This window comes from Streptomyces sp. AM25 (genome assembly GCF_058146165.1).
The window spans coordinates 44,743-61,086 of record NZ_JBKIWN010000009.1 but is presented as its reverse complement, the minus strand read 5'-3'; the positions used below and the strand labels follow the sequence as shown (position 1 = coordinate 61,086).

The 16,344-nt window shown below is 68.8% G+C and carries 15 protein-coding genes and 1 pseudogene; 6 read left to right on the top strand and 10 right to left on the bottom strand.

Features of this window, described 5'->3' with window-relative positions:
• Positions 1–363: 363 nt before the first annotated feature.
• Entirely contained in the window at positions 364–1,365 is a 1,002-nt protein-coding gene (locus tag ACLHRZ_RS12970) for a GlxA family transcriptional regulator (protein WP_490418526.1), read from the bottom strand.
• Entirely contained in the window at positions 1,353–2,000 is a 648-nt protein-coding gene (locus ACLHRZ_RS12965) for an HD domain-containing protein (RefSeq protein WP_490418525.1), read from the bottom strand. The genes ACLHRZ_RS12970 and ACLHRZ_RS12965 overlap by 13 nt, the downstream gene beginning before the upstream one ends.
• A gap of 304 nt (positions 2,001–2,304) precedes the next feature.
• Here ACLHRZ_RS12965 and ACLHRZ_RS12960 point away from each other — a divergent pair, with 304 nt between their 5' ends.
• The 5 genes and pseudogenes from ACLHRZ_RS12960 (at position 2,305) to ACLHRZ_RS12940 (ending at position 6,144) form a co-directional block, all read left to right on the top strand.
• On the top strand, positions 2,305–2,478 hold the full coding sequence (locus tag ACLHRZ_RS12960; RefSeq protein ID WP_490418524.1) for a hypothetical protein: 174 nt from the start codon (positions 2,305–2,307) through the stop codon (positions 2,476–2,478).
• Between the two features lie 272 nt (positions 2,479–2,750).
• Positions 2,751–3,506, top strand: a complete 756-nt coding sequence (locus ACLHRZ_RS12955) for a dienelactone hydrolase family protein (protein WP_490418523.1) — start codon at positions 2,751–2,753, stop codon at positions 3,504–3,506.
• A gap of 416 nt (positions 3,507–3,922) precedes the next feature.
• Positions 3,923–4,224, top strand: a pseudogene (locus ACLHRZ_RS12950) (transposase domain-containing protein); the annotation flags it as partial.
• Positions 4,225–4,338: 114 nt separating this feature from the next.
• On the top strand, positions 4,339–5,616 hold the full coding sequence (locus ACLHRZ_RS12945; RefSeq protein WP_490418902.1) for a transposase: 1,278 nt from the start codon (positions 4,339–4,341) through the stop codon (positions 5,614–5,616).
• A 117-nt stretch (positions 5,617–5,733) separates the two neighbouring features.
• On the top strand, positions 5,734–6,144 hold the full coding sequence (locus ACLHRZ_RS12940) for a zinc finger domain-containing protein (protein ID WP_490418522.1): 411 nt from the start codon (positions 5,734–5,736) through the stop codon (positions 6,142–6,144).
• A 198-nt stretch (positions 6,145–6,342) separates the two neighbouring features.
• Here ACLHRZ_RS12940 and ACLHRZ_RS12935 read toward each other — a convergent pair whose 3' ends face one another.
• The 8 genes from ACLHRZ_RS12935 to ACLHRZ_RS12900 all read right to left on the bottom strand — a co-directional run bounded on the left by ACLHRZ_RS12935 (position 6,343) and on the right by ACLHRZ_RS12900 (position 14,310).
• Complete coding sequence (locus tag ACLHRZ_RS12935) at positions 6,343–7,404, bottom strand: 2-aminoethylphosphonate ABC transporter substrate-binding protein (protein ID WP_490418521.1); 1,062 nt, start codon at positions 7,402–7,404, stop codon at positions 6,343–6,345.
• A 44-nt stretch (positions 7,405–7,448) separates the two neighbouring features.
• On the bottom strand, positions 7,449–8,246 hold the full coding sequence (locus ACLHRZ_RS12930; protein ID WP_490418520.1) for an ABC transporter permease: 798 nt from the start codon (positions 8,244–8,246) through the stop codon (positions 7,449–7,451).
• On the bottom strand, positions 8,233–9,078 hold the full coding sequence (locus tag ACLHRZ_RS12925) for a 2-aminoethylphosphonate ABC transporter permease subunit (RefSeq protein ID WP_490418519.1): 846 nt from the start codon (positions 9,076–9,078) through the stop codon (positions 8,233–8,235). The genes ACLHRZ_RS12930 and ACLHRZ_RS12925 overlap by 14 nt, the downstream gene beginning before the upstream one ends.
• Entirely contained in the window at positions 9,071–10,138 is a 1,068-nt protein-coding gene (locus ACLHRZ_RS12920; protein WP_490418518.1) for an ABC transporter ATP-binding protein, read from the bottom strand. The genes ACLHRZ_RS12925 and ACLHRZ_RS12920 overlap by 8 nt, the downstream gene beginning before the upstream one ends.
• Entirely contained in the window at positions 10,135–10,839 is a 705-nt protein-coding gene (locus tag ACLHRZ_RS12915; protein WP_490418517.1) for a phosphonatase-like hydrolase, read from the bottom strand. The genes ACLHRZ_RS12920 and ACLHRZ_RS12915 overlap by 4 nt, the downstream gene beginning before the upstream one ends.
• Positions 10,833–11,954, bottom strand: coding sequence for a TIGR03364 family FAD-dependent oxidoreductase (locus ACLHRZ_RS12910; protein ID WP_490418516.1), 1,122 nt, complete (start codon positions 11,952–11,954; stop codon positions 10,833–10,835). Before ACLHRZ_RS12910 ends, ACLHRZ_RS12915 begins: the two co-directional genes overlap by 7 nt.
• A 120-nt stretch (positions 11,955–12,074) precedes the next feature.
• The gene (locus tag ACLHRZ_RS12905; RefSeq protein ID WP_490418515.1) at positions 12,075–13,592 is read right to left on the bottom strand and encodes an alkaline phosphatase family protein; all 1,518 of its coding nucleotides are present in this window, start codon (positions 13,590–13,592) and stop codon (positions 12,075–12,077) included.
• A 151-nt stretch (positions 13,593–13,743) separates the two neighbouring features.
• Positions 13,744–14,310, bottom strand: coding sequence for a DUF3152 domain-containing protein (locus tag ACLHRZ_RS12900; protein ID WP_490418514.1), 567 nt, complete (start codon positions 14,308–14,310; stop codon positions 13,744–13,746).
• A gap of 591 nt (positions 14,311–14,901) precedes the next feature.
• On the opposite strand from ACLHRZ_RS12900, the gene ACLHRZ_RS12895 reads away from it, so the two are divergent.
• Positions 14,902–16,344: a M1 family metallopeptidase gene (locus ACLHRZ_RS12895; RefSeq protein WP_490418901.1), complete on the top strand. Its 1,443-nt coding sequence runs from the start codon at positions 14,902–14,904 to the stop codon at positions 16,342–16,344.

The following is a 16,344-nucleotide window of genomic DNA, read 5'->3' as shown; positions in this document are numbered from 1 at the left end:
CGAGGACGGGATCGGGGTCCTTCGTGGGGTGTGAAACTGGCGACCTCGCGCTGTCGTGAGTGGCGTATTCCTCGGCTGTTGAGTGCTCGTGGTCACCGTGAGTGGTCGCCGGGGGCATAGTGACGCCAGGTTCTTCCGGCCTTTTCAGCGAGACGGGCGATGGTGTCGTCGTAGCCGAGCATCCGGGCGACCGCCGGCGCCGGGGCTTGGGGAACAGCTGGCGGATTGCTGCGGTGCGTCCTCGCTGGGTGGGAAGCCCGACAGAACATGAACGCGACGTCCATGTCATCGCGGAGATTCTTTCCTCACCCCGGAGCGGGGACCCTCCGGCCCGGCCGTTCACCGGAACGGCCGGGTTCGGACTCAGCTGAGGTCGGCGGCCGGTGTGGCCGTGGTGCGGAAGCGGGCCCGGTATACGGTCGGGGACACCCCGAAGGTGTGCTGGAACACCCGCCGCATGGTCTCCGCGGACCCGAATCCGGCTTCCTGCGCGACCTCCTCCACCGAGGTGGTGCCGGAGGACAGCAGGGCCTGAGCGGCTTCCACGCGAACGGCATCGATGTACTGCCCGGGCGTCATGTCCGTCTCCTGGCGGAAGAGCCGGGCCAGGTGACGAGGACTGACGCCGACCCCCGCTGCGAGCGCATCGATGTGGAGCGACGGATCCGCGGTGATCCCGTCCATCACCCGGCGCACCAGCGGATGATGGGCCTGCGGCGGGGTCATCCGGACGCTGAACTGCGACTGACCGCCGGGGCGTGCCATGAAGACGACCAGCTGGCGGGCCACCTCCCTCGCGAGATCCGCTCCATGGTCCTCCTCGACCAGGGCGAGGGCCAGGTCGATTCCCGCGGTGACTCCGGCGGAGGTGACGACGTGTTGGTCACGCACGAACACCGGGTCCGGCTCCACGCGCACCTGCGGGTAGACGGAGGCGAGCTGGGGCGCCAGCTCCCAGTGGGTGGTGGCGCGACGTCCGTCCAGCATCCCGCTCTGCGCCAGCACGAACGCGCCCGCGCAGACCGAGGTCACCCGCCGCGCCCGTGCGGAAAGACCGGTGACGAGGGCGATGAGCTCGGCGTCGGCGGTCGCGCGCTGCCAGTCTCTGCGGCCGGGAACGAGCAGCGTGTTCACCTCCTGGGGCAGCCGCTCGGGGGAGGCGTTCGCGCCGATCCGCAGCCCGGAGGAGGTGAGAACGTCGAGCCCCGTGGGGGAGACAACTCGTACGTCGTAGTGGGCGCCGTACCGATTGGCCGTGGTGAAGACCTCCATCGGCCCGGTCACGTCCAGGAGTTGCACCTGGTCGAAGGCCACGATCACGATGACGCCGCCGGTACCCGCGGCGGCGGGTCCTACTCCGCCCACGGGGAATCCAGGAGGGTGCGTACGAAGTCCCCTCGCTCGAATCCAGGCACGTAGTGCTGGAGCACATCGGCCTTGACGTTGCCGAAGGTGGTCTCCGGCTTGTGACGAATGCCGTCGGTGAAGGCGCCGAGGATGCGCTTCTTGAAGTCGGGGCGAGGGTGCAGGGCCACGATGCCGTCGCGGTCCGCGGCGGGGATGTCCGCGTAGCCGATGCCCAGGACGTCATACTCCACACCCGCGGTCACCAAAGCGACCTCCGGCTCCATGAACTCGGGGATGCCTGGTGTGGTGTGCAGGGCGACGGCCGTCCACACCCGGCGCACGCTGTCCTCCGGCACTCCGTGTGCCTGCAGGAAGCGGCGCGCCTCATCGGCGCTGTCGACCTCGAAACGGCGTCCGCTGGTGTGGAACTGCTCGTTCAGCCCCAGGTCGTGGAACATCGCGCCGATGTACAGCAGCTCCGGGTCGAAGCCGAGGTCTCGGTTGCGGCCCTGGAGGCTGCCCCAGAAGTACACCCGCCGCGAGTGGTGGTAGATCAGCTCGCTGGTGCTCTCGCGCACCAGCTCGGTCGCTTCACGTGCCAGCTTCGTGTCGGGCACACGCACCCCGACCCGGAGGGTCGCGTCAGTCGTCATGGCCACTCACCTGTCTTCCGTTCTCGGTCCCGCCGGCTCTCCGGCAGGACCGAGTCTTCTCCACCCGGTGACCCGGACGCCATGTCTGTAGTGCCAGACATCCCACAGATACAGACATCTCCGCAGCCGGGGGCAACCGGGCTCCCCCTCGTCCGCAGCCGCACGGGTCAGGTGTCGCAGGCGCGGCCGCTGCGACGGGAAGACGATCACCGGGGTTCCGAGATACGCGCCAAAGGGGCAACGGGATGATCTTGAAGCCCTGAGCGCCCGACCCGTCACCCGTTCAGCAGTGTCGTTGGTGGTGATGAGCGTCGTCCGGGTCCTGGGGTGGGTTGTGACATCGATCCAGCAGACCGCGTATCCGCGGTTCAAGCGTCTGATCACCGCGCACGAGCTGCATCTGTTCTTCTCGCCGACTCGCGAGGAGCTGGAGTGGGCGGCCGACGCTACCGACCCCCGCTTCGCGAGCAGGACCTGACCGCCGCCGGCCTCGACCAGGCCGCCTGAACCGTGAGGTTCCTAGCTGGTGACGCCCCTTCAGGGGGCCGGGCCGGTATACGCCGGAATCCTGCCGCCAGGGTCAGCCTCCAACGCCGTGGCCTGGGCAGGTGATCCGATAGCGCTGCCGTGGGAACGGGGGTTTTGACGGTTCTTGTGGGCCATCGCCGCATTTCCGAGAGACATCCGCGCTGTTCTGCCAGCGGTGAACCCCGGCCCGACCGGGCTCGACGATCACTAAAGTCCGGTCTCATGACGACGGTTACCACGCGCACGGTCGAGTACCCGGCCGACGGTCTGACGATGATCGGGCACCTCGCACTCCCGGCCGGTGTCGACCGCCGGCCCGCGGTGCTGCTCGGGCCAGAGGGCATGGGGCTCAGCGACGTCGAGCGCCGCCGGGCCGATGCTCTCGCCGAGCTGGGATACATAACGCTGGCCTTCGACCTTCACGGCGGGCGCTATCTGGGCGACCCCGAGGAGATGCTGGCCCGTTGCATGCCGCTGCTCGCCGACCCCGACCGGATGCGGGGCATCGGTCATGCGGCGCTCGACGTGTTGCGCGCCGAGCCGCGGACCGACCCCGACCGGATCACCGCCGTCGGCTACGGCACCGGGGGCGCCGTCGGGCTGGAACTCGGGCGCGACGGCGCCAACCTGCGCGCGATCGCGACAGTCAACGCGCTGACCACGGGCCGACCGGGCGAGGCGGCACGCATCCGCTGCCCGGTGTGGGCAGGGGTCGGGTCGGAAGACCCGATCATGCCGCCCGCGCAACGGGAAGCATTCACCGCCGAGATGCAGGCCGCAGGCGTCGACTGGCGCCTCGTGGTCTACGGCGGCGCCCTGCACGCCTTCCACCACCCGCCGGTCGACCACCCCGTGCGCCCCGGCGTCGGCTACCACCCACGGCACGCGCAACGAGCCTGGCGCGACGTCGTCGACCTGCTCGCCGAGTGCCTGACCGTGACGGAGGATCTGGTCAGCCCAAGCTCGGCCACCCGCTGACCAGCGCTTACCGGTCACTACGGCACACTTCTGGCGTGTTCCGGTCCCGTCCCTTCCTTCAACGCCGCAGGACGCCGACGACGCGCTCTCTGCCCAAGATCGGGGCCTCCACGCACCCTTCGGGAGTGACCAGGGAGTGCCGACCCACTTGGCGAAGCTCGAGAACGTCGCAAACCCGCAGATGAGTCGCCGCCCTGATCAGTTCAACGACGGACGGCATCCTCGGTTCCGCCGACGGGCCGGACATCGATGTTTCATAGGTGGTCGCTCAATGCCACGAAGTTAGGGATCAGCAGGTAGCTGTCAAGGTCGTTGGTGCTCTGGGTTGTTGACAGGTGGGAGCGGGCCGGAGCAGCAGCGGGACCTGGTAGACCAGGGCGGTCCATCAAGATCGCTGGTGAGATATCGAGGTCCCGTTGCGTGGCCAGTCCGTTGTCACTGTTACTCGTTCTGTCACGGCTGCTGCCGGCATCTTCGCCCCCGGGCACCTGGGCGAGTTGACCCAGGTGATCCCGTTCGAACTCGTCGACGCCGTCCTGGCTGAGACGGGCCGGACCGAGCGTCGTCTGTGCTGCCGTCCCGGGTCGGGGTGTACTTCGTCCTCGCGCTGGGGCTGTTCTCGCATGTCGGCAACCGTCTGGTGTGGCAGAGGCTGATCAGCGGCCTGGCTGGACTGGCGGTTCCGCGCCCGTCGGAGAAGGCCTTGCGGGACCTGCGGCGCCGGATCGGCGGCCCCGTTGAAGGCGCTGTTCGAGACGCTGGCGGTCCCGCTGGCGCAGCCGTCGACGCCCGGTGCCCGGTACCGTCGGTGGCGGACCGTCGCTTTCGATGGGTGTGGCTCGTTGAAGGTCCCGGCCATGAACGCAACCGCGACTGGCTCGGCAAGCTGTGGTCCCGGCTGGGCCCTGCGGGCTACCCCACGATGATGCTGATGGCGCTCGTGGAGACCGGGACACGGGGTGTGCTGGGTGCGACCTTCGGCCCGGCCCAGACCAGCGAGACCGTTTACGCCGCGCGGCTGCTGCACCTGCTCGACCGGGGCATGCTGCTGCTGGCGGACCGCGGCTTCGACAGCAACTACTTCCTGGAGGCGGTGGCCGCCACCGGCAGCCAGTTCCTGACGCGTTGCCGCTCCTACCGGCGCCCGCCCGTCCTCGCGGTACTGAGCGACGGCTCCTACCTCACCGAGGTTGCCGGCCTCAGGCTCCGAGTGATCCAGGCCGAGGTGAAAGCGACCGGCGCCGACGGAAGCACCACCGCCGACCGGTACCGGTTGCTGACCACGCCGACCGACCACCGCACCGACCCCGCACCGGCACTGGTACGCCTCTACCACGAGCGCTGGGAAGTCGAGTCCGCTTTCCTCGCCCTGCGTCACACACTGCTCCGCGGCCGGGTACTGCGCTCCAAGGACCCTCTCGGCATCGAGCAGGAGGTATGGACGCTCCTGAAGCTCTACCAGGCGATCCGGCACACCATGGTCACCGCTGCGGAGGCTTGCCCGGGCATCGACCCCGACCGGGCCTCATTCACCATCGCGCTCGAAGCCGCCCGGGACGCCGTCACCACCGCCACCGGTGTCCTCACCCCGGCCTCGCCGGATCAGGTCGACCTGGTCGGCCGGATTGGCAGAGCTGTCCTGGCCGGTCTCCTCCCGCCGCGGCGGGCACGCTTCAGCGCCCGGGTTGTCAAGGCAGACACCTCCCGCTACCACGCATGGAACCGCCGCCCGGACGACAACAGGCCACTGACCAGTACCGACATCACCACCGTCGAGGTGACCGTCCATGAGCCACCGTCCAGGCCGGACAGAAAACCGCAGGACCTCACCCCTGGTCGGCGGTCTGCCGTATCGAAATCCCCAGTTCAGGCCGCACACACGGCATCCACGGGCACTCGCTGGCAGATCGTGCAGGCCATCCTGCTGCAGGCCCCTGAACACGCACGACGTGCCGAAGACCTCGCAGCCGCGCTCGGCATCACCGGCAAGAAGAAGCTGCATAGCTTCTACGTCCAGATGTCTGCCTGGGCCAGCCGGGGCCGACTCATCAAGGTCGTCCCCGGCACCTACCGGATCACACCCCAACCAGCGATGGACACGGCCCAGTGATCCTTAACTTCGTGGCATTGGGCGGTCGCTCATGAAACACCCGGCCGGGCGGTCGTCCACCTGCGGCGATCATGTTTCATGAGTTGTTGCAAACAACTGGGCATCTGAAACATCCTCATGGACCAGTCCGGGGTCGTGACCGACGACTTCAAGCGTGTGGAATCACACGACTGCCCGATGTCCACCTGCGCCGCCCCGGCAGGCTCCCCGTGTCGGACCGGGAAGGGCAGGGTGGCGATCCAGTACCACACCGCCCGCTTCCGCCTCGTGCCCCAACTCGCCAAGGCCCTGAGCGTGCCGACTCCCGCCGTACGCAAGCCGGGCTCGGCGTGGACCGAACTACCCCGGCCCGTGCGCGCCGGCGCCGAACCGGTCGGACACGTCCGCCTCGGCTACGCCCGCGCCTCGACCGCCCGACGGTCCCTGGACGCACAGCTCGACTCGCTCGGCGAGGCCGGGGGCACCCGGGTCTTCTCGGAGAAGATCTCCACCCGCGCCACCAAGAAGCACGACGAGCAGACGACCTAAACGCTCAAGATCATCTCGTTGCCCCTTTGACGCGCATCTCGGTCACACTCCTCCGTGGTCCGACTCCCCCGTCGGCTCACAACGGTGCCGTGGCGGAAGCTGTCGGCCTCTCTGCCCCTCCGCGGCCCTCGACGCACGGGGGCCGGGAGCGGCTGAAGCCCGGTGCCCGTCTTAGGGGCACCGGGCTGTCCCGCTGTGTCAGCCGCCGGTCGCCGCCTTCCACGCGTCGATGTAGCCGCTGAGGTTCTTGTCGATGTCCGCCCAGTCGGGAGTGAAGATCTCCACGCCCTTCATGATCTCGGCGAGCTTGGTGGCGTTCTCGTCGGTCGGCTTCACGTCCGTACGGGACGGGAAGCCGCCTCCGATCTCGCTGGCCTGCTTCTGCACCTCCTCGCTGAGCAGGAAGTCCAGGAGCTTCTTGCCGTTCTCGCTGTGCGGGGCGCCCTTGACCAGCCCGGCCGCGTACGGCAGGGCGAACGAGGTGGGCTTGCCGCCGTCCTTGGCCGGGAACCAGATGCCGAGGTTGGGCATGGACTTGGACTGGGCGAAGTTCATCTGGACGTCGCCGTTGGCGACCAGCAGTTCGCCCTTGTCGGTCTTGGGCGCGAGCTTGCTGGTCGAGGAGGAGGGGCCGACGTTGTTCGCCTGGAGCTTCTTCAGGTACTCCATGGCCTTCTCCTTGCCGCCGAAGTCGTGCATCGCCTTGATGAGCACGGCCGTGCCGTCGCCGGCGATGCCCGGCGTGGAGTACTGCAGCTTGCCCTTGAACTTCTTGTCCAGCAGGTCCTCCCACGTCTTGGGAGGCTCGGACAGTTCCTTCTTGTTGTAGATGAAGCCGAAGTAGTTGTTGACGACCGACGTCCAGCTGCCGTCGGAGGCCTTGTCGGATGCGTCCACCTTGTCGGCGTTCTCGGGCGTGTACTTGTCCAGCAGGCCCTTGCCGTCGGCCTGCTGGATGAAGGGCGGCAGGGTGACCATCACGTCGGCCTGCGTATTGGTCTTCTCGCGGTCGGCGCGCTGGACTATTTCTCCCGAACCGCCTTCCACGTACTCGACCTTGATGCCGGTCTTCTTCTCGAAGTCCTTGAAGACCTTGTCGTAGAAGCCGTCACCCTTCTCGCCCTTGAGGCCGTCCGCGCTGTAGACCGTGACGGTCTTCGCACCGGAACCGGACGAGGAGCCGCCACCGCAGGCGGCGAGAGTGCTGACGAGGGCGAGGCTGCCGGTGACGGCGAGGGCGGGCTTGAGGTAACGCTGCATGACGTTCGTTCTCCTGCTGTGCGAAGGGGAGGTGCGGGGGCCGGTCATCGGTAGGTGGCTCTGGTGCGGATGCGGGAGACGGCGAGCAGCACCAGGAGCGTCGTCGTCAGCAACACGACCGCGAGGGCGGACCCGGCGAACAGGGATCCCCGGTCGGTGGCCGTGAAGATCTGGACCGGGAGGGGAACCCACCCCGGCGGGTAGAGCATCATCGTGGCGCTCAACTCGCCCATGGACAGGGCGAAGCACAGGCCTGCAGCCGCCTTGAGCGAGGGCAGCAACAGGGGGATCCTGACGCGCCACAGGACGTAGCCGGGGCGGGCGCCGAGGCTGGCGGCGGCCTGCTCGTAGGCCGGGTCCAGCCGACGGACGGCGGCCGAGACCGACTGGTGGGCGAAGGCCGTGACCAGCACCGTGTGGGCGATGATCACGATCCACGACGTGCCGTTGAGCAGGATCGGCGGCTTGCTGAACGCGACCAGCAGCGCGAGCCCGACGGCCACCGACGGTACGGCGACCGGCAGCATGAACAGCGTGTTCAGCAGGCTCCGGCCACGTTTCCCCAGTGCCGCCGCGGCCAGGGCGGACCACGTCCCCGCGGTCAGCGCCAGCAGGCTCGCGCCGACCGCCGTGACCAGGCTGGTGATCAGCGCCTGCAGCGACTCCCCGCGGGTGGCGGCGGCGTAGTTGTCCAGGGTCGGCCCCGAGGGGAGGGCGCCGGACCAGTTCGTGGCGAAGGACGCCGCGGCGACGACCGCCAGCGGAAGCGCGAAGACGGGCAGGAAGAGGCCGAAGAAGACGGCCCAGGAGGCCCAGCGGCCCGTTCGGCTATGCACCAGCACGTCGGCTCACCCCCCGGTACAGGCTGTAGAGGCCCACGGAGATCGCGATGTTGACCACGGCCACGACACAGGCGGCGGTGTAGTCGGATTCGAGGATCGCCTTGCTGTAGACGAGCACCGGCAGCGTGGTGACGCCCTTGGCGCCGGTGAACAGCACGATGCCGAACTCGTTGAGACACAGGACGAGGACCAGGCTTCCGCCTGCCGCCAGGGCCGGCAGCGCCTCGGGCAGGATCACCTGGCGGATGATCCGCGCAGGGCGGGCACCGAGCGAGGACGCCGCTTCCAGCTGCGCCGTCTCCATCTGGGAGAAGGCGGCGAGCAGGGGCCGCATCACGAACGGGGTGAAGTACGTGATCTCGGCGAGCAGAACGCCCCAGGGCGTGTTGAGGAACTGGAAGGGTCCGGTCGCGGCGCCCGTGGCGTCGGTCCACAGTCCGTTGGCCATGCCGACGGTGCCGTAGACGAACAGCAGGGCGAGAGTGATCAGGAAGGAGGGAAAGGAGAGGAAGACGTCGATGAACTTCGCGACCGCCTTGCTGCCGGGGAACGGCACGAAGGCGACGATCAGTGCGAGGACGAAGCCGAGCACCAGACAGCCGACGGTGGATCCCACGGCCAGCCACACCGTCGTCCCCAGCGCATCCCTGAACGCGGCCGAGGCGAAGACCTTGGCGTAGGGCTGGAGGGAGGTCTCTCCCGCCTCGGTGGTGAAGGACTGCTGGACGACCAGCGCAAGGGGGTAGAGGAAGACCAGTCCCAGTGCCGCGACGGGCGGCAGCGCCCACACGGCTGCGGGCAGGCGTGCCGCCCTGGGGCACGCCCTAGCCATGGGCCACCCCTGCGCCGATCAGGACGGCGTCCTCGGGGGCGAAGGTCAGCGTCACCTCGTCGCCGGGCGCGGGCGTCTCGCGCAGTTCGCGCACGTCCGCCTTGATCTGCTGCCCGGCCACGTCCACGTGGAGGCGGTGGGTGGAGCCGCGCCACTGGACCTCGGCGACCGTGCCGCGCAGGGCGTTGGGGCCGTCCCCGAGACCGATGAGGTGAGGGCGTATGCACAAGGTGGCCTGCGCCCCGGATGCAGCCCCGTTCACGGTGGCCGAGAGCCGCGTGCCGGAGAAGTCCACACTGTCCGCCGAACCCACCGTCACCGGAAGGAGGTTGGCGTTGCCCACGAAGGACGCGGTGAACTCGGTGCGCGGACGGCGGTAGAGCTCCTGCGGTGTCCCGCAGTCCTGGAGCCGCGCCTTGTCCATGACGGCGATGCGGTCCGCCAGCGTCAGGGCCTCGACCTGGTCGTGGGTGACGTAGATCATGGACACGTCCGGCAACTCGCGGTGCAGCCGGGCGAGTTCGGCGAGCATGCCCGAGCGCAGCTGGGCGTCGAGGGCGGACAGCGGCTCGTCCAGGAGGAGCACCTGCGGGCGGATGGCGAGTGCGCGGGCGATGGCGACGCGCTGCTGCTGGCCTCCGGAGAGCTCGCGCGGGTAGCGCTGGGCGTAGTCGGCCATGCCGGTCATGTCCAGGGCCTCGGCCACCCGTCCGGCAATCTTCGCGCGTGGCACCTTCTGGGCCCGCAGCCCGAAGGCGACGTTGTCGACGACCCTGAGGTGCGGGAAGAGCGCGTACTGCTGGACGACCATGCCGATGCCGCGCCGGAACGGCGGCAGTCCGGTGACGTTGCGGCCGCCGATCAGCACGCGTCCTGCGGTGGGCTGGACGAATCCGGCGACCGCCCGCAGTGCCGTGGTCTTGCCGGAGCCGGACGGCCCGAGCAGGGCCATCACCTCGCCCGGTTCGACGGTCAGGTCGAAGGCGTCCAGGACAACGTTGTCTCCGTAGGCAACGGTTACGCCCTCGAAGCGGACTCCCGCTCCCCGCGCGGCGGTCACGTCACTCCCCTTGCCAGCAGCGCGGGCAGCTCCGCGACGGAGTCGAGGACGTGCGTGGCGCCGGAGTTGTTCAACGTCCGTGCGGTGTGTGCGCCGGTGAGCACCCCGGCCACGACGCCGGCGCCCGCGCGGGTGCCGGAGAGCATGTCGTAGGAGGTGTCGCCGGCGGTGGCGATCTGCCGGACGGAGTCCGCGGCCCCGGTGCGCAGCAGCGCGGCGAGGACCATGTCGGGGTAGGGGCGTCCGCGGCCGCCGGCGTCGGCCGGGCAGAGGGTCAGGTCGGCCAGGTCGCGCCAGCCGAGCGCGTCCAGGATCGCGTCCTGGGTGACGCGTGCGAAGCCGGTGGTCAGCACGACCGTGTGCCCGGTGTCGCGCAGGGTCTCGATGGTCTCGCGGGCTCCCGGTACGGGGGCGATGCGGCCGGCGTCGACCAGTTCCCCGTAGGCATCCTCGAAGGCGGTGTTGGCCCGCTGGGCCTGTGCCTCGTCGTCGAAGAGGTAGCGGAAGACCGAGATCTTGGACTCGCCCATGGTGGCGCGGACGTAGTCCAGCTTCTCCGCGTGACCGGCGGTGCCCGGTTCGACGCCCAGACGCTGGGCCGCTGCGCTGAATGCCTGTTCCACCAGGCCGTCGTCGGCGACCGTGGTGCCCGCCATGTCCAGCACCACCAAGGAGATCCGCTCGTTCAACTCGCTCACCATCCCAGTTCGTTCGCAGTGGTCTCGGCTATCGCCGGGGAACAGGTCATGCCGCGCCCGCCGGGCCCGGTGACCAGCCAGACGCCCTCGCGGGCCTGCTGGCGGTGGACGACGCGGGAGGTGTCGGTGCACTGTGCGTACACTCCTGCCCACCGTCGGCGGATCCTGGGCAGCGGTCGGCCGAGGATCGATGCGACGACGTCCTGCAGGTGCCGGTAGGGCTCCTCGGTGACGTCGAAGTCGAAGGGCGTCTCGTAGGCGTGGGTGTCGCCGACGGTCAGAGAGCCGTCGGCGCGCTGCACCATCAGCAGCTGCATCTTGTGCTCGGCGGCCGTCGGCGTCTGCGGCTGTGCCGCGGCCAGGGCGGTCAGGGCGTCACCCGCGTAGGCGGGGTAGTAGCGGAAGCTGTCGGCGTCGGCCACGGCGGTGGGCAGAACCTCGCCGAGCGGTTCGGTCTGCATCATCTGCAGGCGGACGCGCCGCACCGGCAGGTCCGGGACCAGCTCGCGGACCAGTCCCCCGAGCCAGGCGCCGGTGCACAGCACCACGGCGTCGCCGCGGTGGACCTCGCCATGGTCGTCGCGTACGGCGCTCTCGCCCACCACGTCGCGGACCTCGCGTCCGCCGAGCCAGGTGTAGCGGCCGGACTGCAACAGCGCCTTTTTCAGCTCGCGTTGAGCGGTCCGCGGCTCGACTGCGGCGTCCTGCTCGCACCACAGCGCACCGAGGAAGTCGCCGCGCAGCGCGGGGTTCAGTTCACGGGCCTCGGCCGCGTCCAGCAGTTCCCAGCCGCGGTCGTCGGCGCCGGGGCGGCCGGCGGCAGCCTCGGCGACGGCCCATTCGGCCTCGTTCTTGACGACGGTGAGGGATCCGCTGGGCCGGAAGCCCAGTCCGGGGACGCGGACCCCGATGTCCTCCCAGAGTTCGCGGGCGCGCAGGGCGGTCGCCAGTTCCTCACCGTCCGCGCGCCCGCTCACCCAGATCAGTCCGAAGTTGCGGACCGAGGCGCCCCGCGCCTCGGTCTCGCGCTCGATGTGGACCACTTCGTGGCCCCGCTGCACTGCTTGCCAGGCGTGCATGGTTCCCAGCACTCCGGCTCCCACGACGATGACTCTCATGGCCATGACGTTCAGGTGGCAAAGTGACTGGGAGCCTGATGTCAAGCGACAGGGAGATGAACAGACCTGCAATGCGGGACTAGACCCGTTACCTTTTCGTTATAAATAAATCGGTACATGTCATGACGCAGTGACCTTGACCGCGTCGATCGTCCAGAACCAGCCGCGGTCTCCGCCGAAGCGGAAACGGAAGCTGACCGTCGAGGCCTTCGCCGGCACGGGAACGGTCACCGAGGCTGCCGTGGAGGGGAGATCGGTGGTGAGCGTGTCGACCACCATGGGCGTCCGGCCGTCGAAGGAGGCGAGTATCTCGGCGCGTTGACCGTCGACGTGCCGGTAGAGCGAAGTGTGCTCGAGGCGCACCTCGTTCTTCCCACGCACCTGATGCGCCGGGGTCACCAGCGTGGACTCGAAGGGGCCGGAGTGCGGGCGGGAGGCCCAGCGAGCGGCGTCGGCGGCGGCGAAGACGCCGCGGGCGCGGACGTTCAGCTCACGCTGCTCGTCCCGGCGGGTGGCACTCCAGAACTCGTCGGTGGCGAAGGACCAGCCGCGCCATTCGGTGGTTCCTCCCCCGCCCATCGAGGTGTTGATCACCGACCACCCGGCGGGTGCGGTATGCGTCCAGCCCCGCACGTCCTCGGGAATGCCTACTTCGTCCTCGCGCTGCTGCAGGCGGGCGTACAGCGCCTCGAAGTCGTCGGCGGCGCGCTGCTGGAGCGGCTTGCCGTCCAGCTTCCATCCGGGACGCGGGGTGACGCCGAGCTGGTGGAGGACGGTGGCGGCGACGTCGACAAGACGTGTGTCGTGCGGACGCGCGCCGGCGGGGATGCCCGGCCCCTTGGCCAGGACGAACGTGGAACGTTCGGCGATGGAACTGCCGCCGTGACCGCCTGCGGGCACGTGCCCGTGGTCGGTGGTGACGATCACGGTCCAGCGCTTCCGGTCGTGGCGGGAGGCGATGGCCAGCAGCATCTCGCCGAGCAGGCCGTCGGCGGTGGCCATGGCTTCGGCGTAGTGCGGACCGTCGACACCGTGGCTGTGCGCCACCGAGTCGGTGTTGTCGAGGTGGACGAACATGACGTCGGGGTCCTGCTCCTTCAACAACTGGACGGTGCGGCGGGTGACCAACCGGTCCTTCTCCAGGGTCGCCCCGGAGGGAGCGTAGATCTCGCCGGCGCCGTCGAAGGTTCCCTCGGTGGCGAGCGGCGTCCACGAGACCCCGGCGTACGTCGACAGCTTGGGACGCACTTCGGCGATGCGCTTCATGAAGGACGGGTAGGTGTCGTAGTCGCCCCCGAAATCGTTGTCGGTCACCCGGTGCTTGTCGGGCCAGACGCCGCAGGAGATGGTCGACCAGCCGGGCCCCGAGTCCGTCCTGGCCATCGGCCGGGCGTACAGCAGGCTGGTGCCGAACGTCCCGTCGGCGGCGAGGGAGTCGATGTGCGGCGTCGAGGCGCGGCCGAGCCGGTCATGGCACAGGCCGTCCATGCCGACGACGAGCACCTTGTTCCGCCCATTGCCCCTGCCCGGAGCGGGATCGGCGTGGGCGACACCTGCGAAGGGTACGGCAGTTGCCGCGGCTGCGGCGGAGGCAGCGGTGACGGCGAGGACGGTACGGCGGGAAGGACTACTGGACATGAGGCCCCATCGGGTTGATTCGGAAAAATCTGCACCGAGTTGCAGTAATGGGGACCTTGCGGATGTTCTGTGACGTCGAAGTGAACGCTTCCCATCCACCGGATGTACCGTGTCCGCCCGTCCGGCGAAGTCCGTGCACTCTCACGGCAGTTCATGGAACGGCCGGGCCGCCGAGGTACGAACCGCCCTTGTCGTACGGCCAGGCGTTGGCGACGCAGCCCTTGAGGCCGTCTATCTGCTGCATCATCGCGGGAGCGGGCTTTCCCGGCCCCGGGCAGGTCTCGTGACCGTGACCCAGCCGGTGCCCCACCTCATGATTGACGATCAGCGCACGGTACTCCCCGATCGGTCCGGGGAACTTGTCCGAACCGTGCACCCAGCGCTTGAGGTTGACGACGACGGTCGAACCGACGTTGCAGTTCACCTCACCCTTGGTCTTGAGGCCCGCCTCACCGCAGATGCGGTCCACGGTGCCCGGCGTGGCGATCTTCACGACGAAGTCGGCGTCCCCCGAGGAGACGAGCTGGAAGGCGTTGACCCCGTCCCTGGTCCAGCCGCGCGGATCGGCGAGGACGCCGGCGATCTCCTTGGCCGCGTCCGGGGCGGACAACTGAATGCCCTCCTCGACCTCGACCTTGTACCGGCGGACCGTGCCCTTTCCCACGGGCTCCGCGCCGACCCGGGCCGTGCGGAAGGTCCCGCTGCCCTCGGCGGGCACGGGGATCTCCGGAGTCGCGGACGGAGACGCGGGCGGCGAGGGCGCGGGAGTTTCGGGTGAACTCGCCGAGCCCGCACCAAGGTCGCCAGGCCAGGCCTCCGACTGCTGTTCTCCGTACCAGCCGAGGCCCCTCCATGCCGCAAGGACCACAACACCCACGGCCGCGACCCTGAGAACCGGGAGAGCACGGAAACGGCGGCGCCTGCGGCGCCTTTTCCTCTTGCCATGTCCGGCCTCACCGACACGCCGTCCGGCGTGTTTCGCCATTGACCACCTCTCACGATCCGACCCTGCCGACCAAACGGAATCCGGGGTGAGCTCCGATTGGCTTTCACCATATGCAAGGCGAGTGACAGGACATTGCGCGCACTATGAGCGTTCGGTTACACCCGGCCTGCCGGCTTCGCTTGCATTCACGTTCCTTCACGATTCCCAGAACAATGTCCGGCGGGCGGCCGAGGTGCGCCCAAGTGTCACCTGTGGAAGGCTGACTCCTGGTCCACAACCACACGACAATGGCGTGCGCATGACGAGATGATGCAGAGCCGGCGAGGCTCGCCACCCTGGGCCCTCATGTCCGAAGGGACGGCCATGGCGCTCTCCCGATTGATCCGGCACCGACCGGTCCGGTCCAGGCTGGTTGCCCTGGCCACCGCGGCAGCCGCCTCCACGACGGCGGTGTACGTCTGGGTGATCGCGAGTGCACCCGCCTCGCCTCCCCCCTCCCCCGGCGCCGTGGGCGTCGGCGACCCCTATTTCCCCCGCCTCGGCAACGGCGGCTTCGACGCTCTGCACTACGACCTGGATGTCGCCTACACGCCGCAGAACGGCCGCCTCTCCGGGCGTACGACCGTGACCGCGCAGGCCACACAAGACCTCTCCTCTTTCGACCTCGACCTCCAGCAACTGACGGTTGCCTCAGTCGAGGTGGACGGCCGACGCGCCGCCTTCACCCACGACGGCGACGAGATACGCATACGCCCCCGGCATCCCCTGGCCAAGGGGCACCGCTTCACAACCACCGTCACGTACGGCGGCATACCCCAACCGCTGCGCGGCCCCATCTTCTTCGGCTCCGCGTACGGCTGGATGAGAACCAAGGACGGCGTCTTCGTCGGCGGCGAACCCAACGGCGCCTCCACGTGGTTCCCCTCCAGCGACCACCCGTCCGGCAAAGCCACCTTCGACATCCGGATCACGGCTCCCAAGGGCCTTACCGCCGTCTCCAACGGCCGGCTTCTCGGCACCGAGACACATGCGAACACCACCGTCACCCATTGGCGGGAGAGCCGTCCGATGGCTCCCTACCTCGCCACGATCGCCCTGGGGAAACTTGCCGTGAGAACCGGCACGACCCCCGGCGGTGTCCCCCTCTACGTCGCGATGAACCCAGCGCTGGCCACGGGCGGCGTCGATGTCTACGACGTCACTGCCGAAGCCACCGACTACTGCTCCCGTGTCCTGGGCCCGTACCCCTTCGAAGAGACCGGAGCCATCGTCGACGACATGCCGGATGCACACTTCTCCCTGGAGACCCAGACCAAGCCCAGCTACTCAGCTGTACGGTCGGAGTCGACCATCGTCCACGAAGTCGCCCACCAGTGGTTCGGCAACTCCGTCTCGGTTCGCCAGTGGAAGGACATCTGGCTCAACGAAGGATTCGCCACTTACGCCGAGTGGCTCTGGGACGAGCACAAAGGCCGGTACACCGCCCATCAGTTCTTCCGCGACGCCTACAACGCCCACGAGGCCGGAGATCCCCTCTGGAGGATCAACATCGCCGATCCTCAGCGCGACACCATGTTTTCCCGGTCCATCTACCAGCGCGGCGCGATGACCCTGCAGGTACTCCGCGAACGAATCGGCGACCGAGCCTTCTTCCGGCTGCTGCCGCTGTGGACAAGGCAGCACCGCTACGGCAATGCGAGCACCGAAGACTTCATCCGCCTCGCCGAACTGACCTCCGGCCGGAGCCTGAGGAACCTGTTCACAGCCTGGCTCTCGACACCGGAAAAGCCATCCCTGCCATCGTGA

Excerpts from the sequence above, each read along its gene's own strand:
- ACLHRZ_RS12965 (WP_490418525.1), bottom strand. The coding sequence starts at position 2,000 with ATGACGACTGACGCGACCCTCCGGGTCGGGGTGCGTGTGCCCGACACG.
- ACLHRZ_RS12960 (WP_490418524.1), top strand. The coding sequence starts at position 2,305 with ATGAGCGTCGTCCGGGTCCTGGGGTGGGTTGTGACATCGATCCAGCAG.
- ACLHRZ_RS12955 (WP_490418523.1), top strand. The coding sequence starts at position 2,751 with ATGACGACGGTTACCACGCGCACGGTCGAGTACCCGGCCGACGGTCTG.
- ACLHRZ_RS12940 (WP_490418522.1), top strand. The coding sequence starts at position 5,734 with ATGGACCAGTCCGGGGTCGTGACCGACGACTTCAAGCGTGTGGAATCA.
- ACLHRZ_RS12935 (WP_490418521.1), bottom strand. The coding sequence starts at position 7,404 with ATGCAGCGTTACCTCAAGCCCGCCCTCGCCGTCACCGGCAGCCTCGCC.
- ACLHRZ_RS12925 (WP_490418519.1), bottom strand. The coding sequence starts at position 9,078 with ATGGCTAGGGCGTGCCCCAGGGCGGCACGCCTGCCCGCAGCCGTGTGG.
- ACLHRZ_RS12915 (WP_490418517.1), bottom strand. The coding sequence starts at position 10,839 with ATGGTGAGCGAGTTGAACGAGCGGATCTCCTTGGTGGTGCTGGACATG.
- ACLHRZ_RS12910 (WP_490418516.1), bottom strand. The coding sequence starts at position 11,954 with ATGAGAGTCATCGTCGTGGGAGCCGGAGTGCTGGGAACCATGCACGCC.
- ACLHRZ_RS12905 (WP_490418515.1), bottom strand. The coding sequence starts at position 13,592 with ATGTCCAGTAGTCCTTCCCGCCGTACCGTCCTCGCCGTCACCGCTGCC.
- ACLHRZ_RS12895 (WP_490418901.1), top strand. The coding sequence starts at position 14,902 with ATGGCGCTCTCCCGATTGATCCGGCACCGACCGGTCCGGTCCAGGCTG.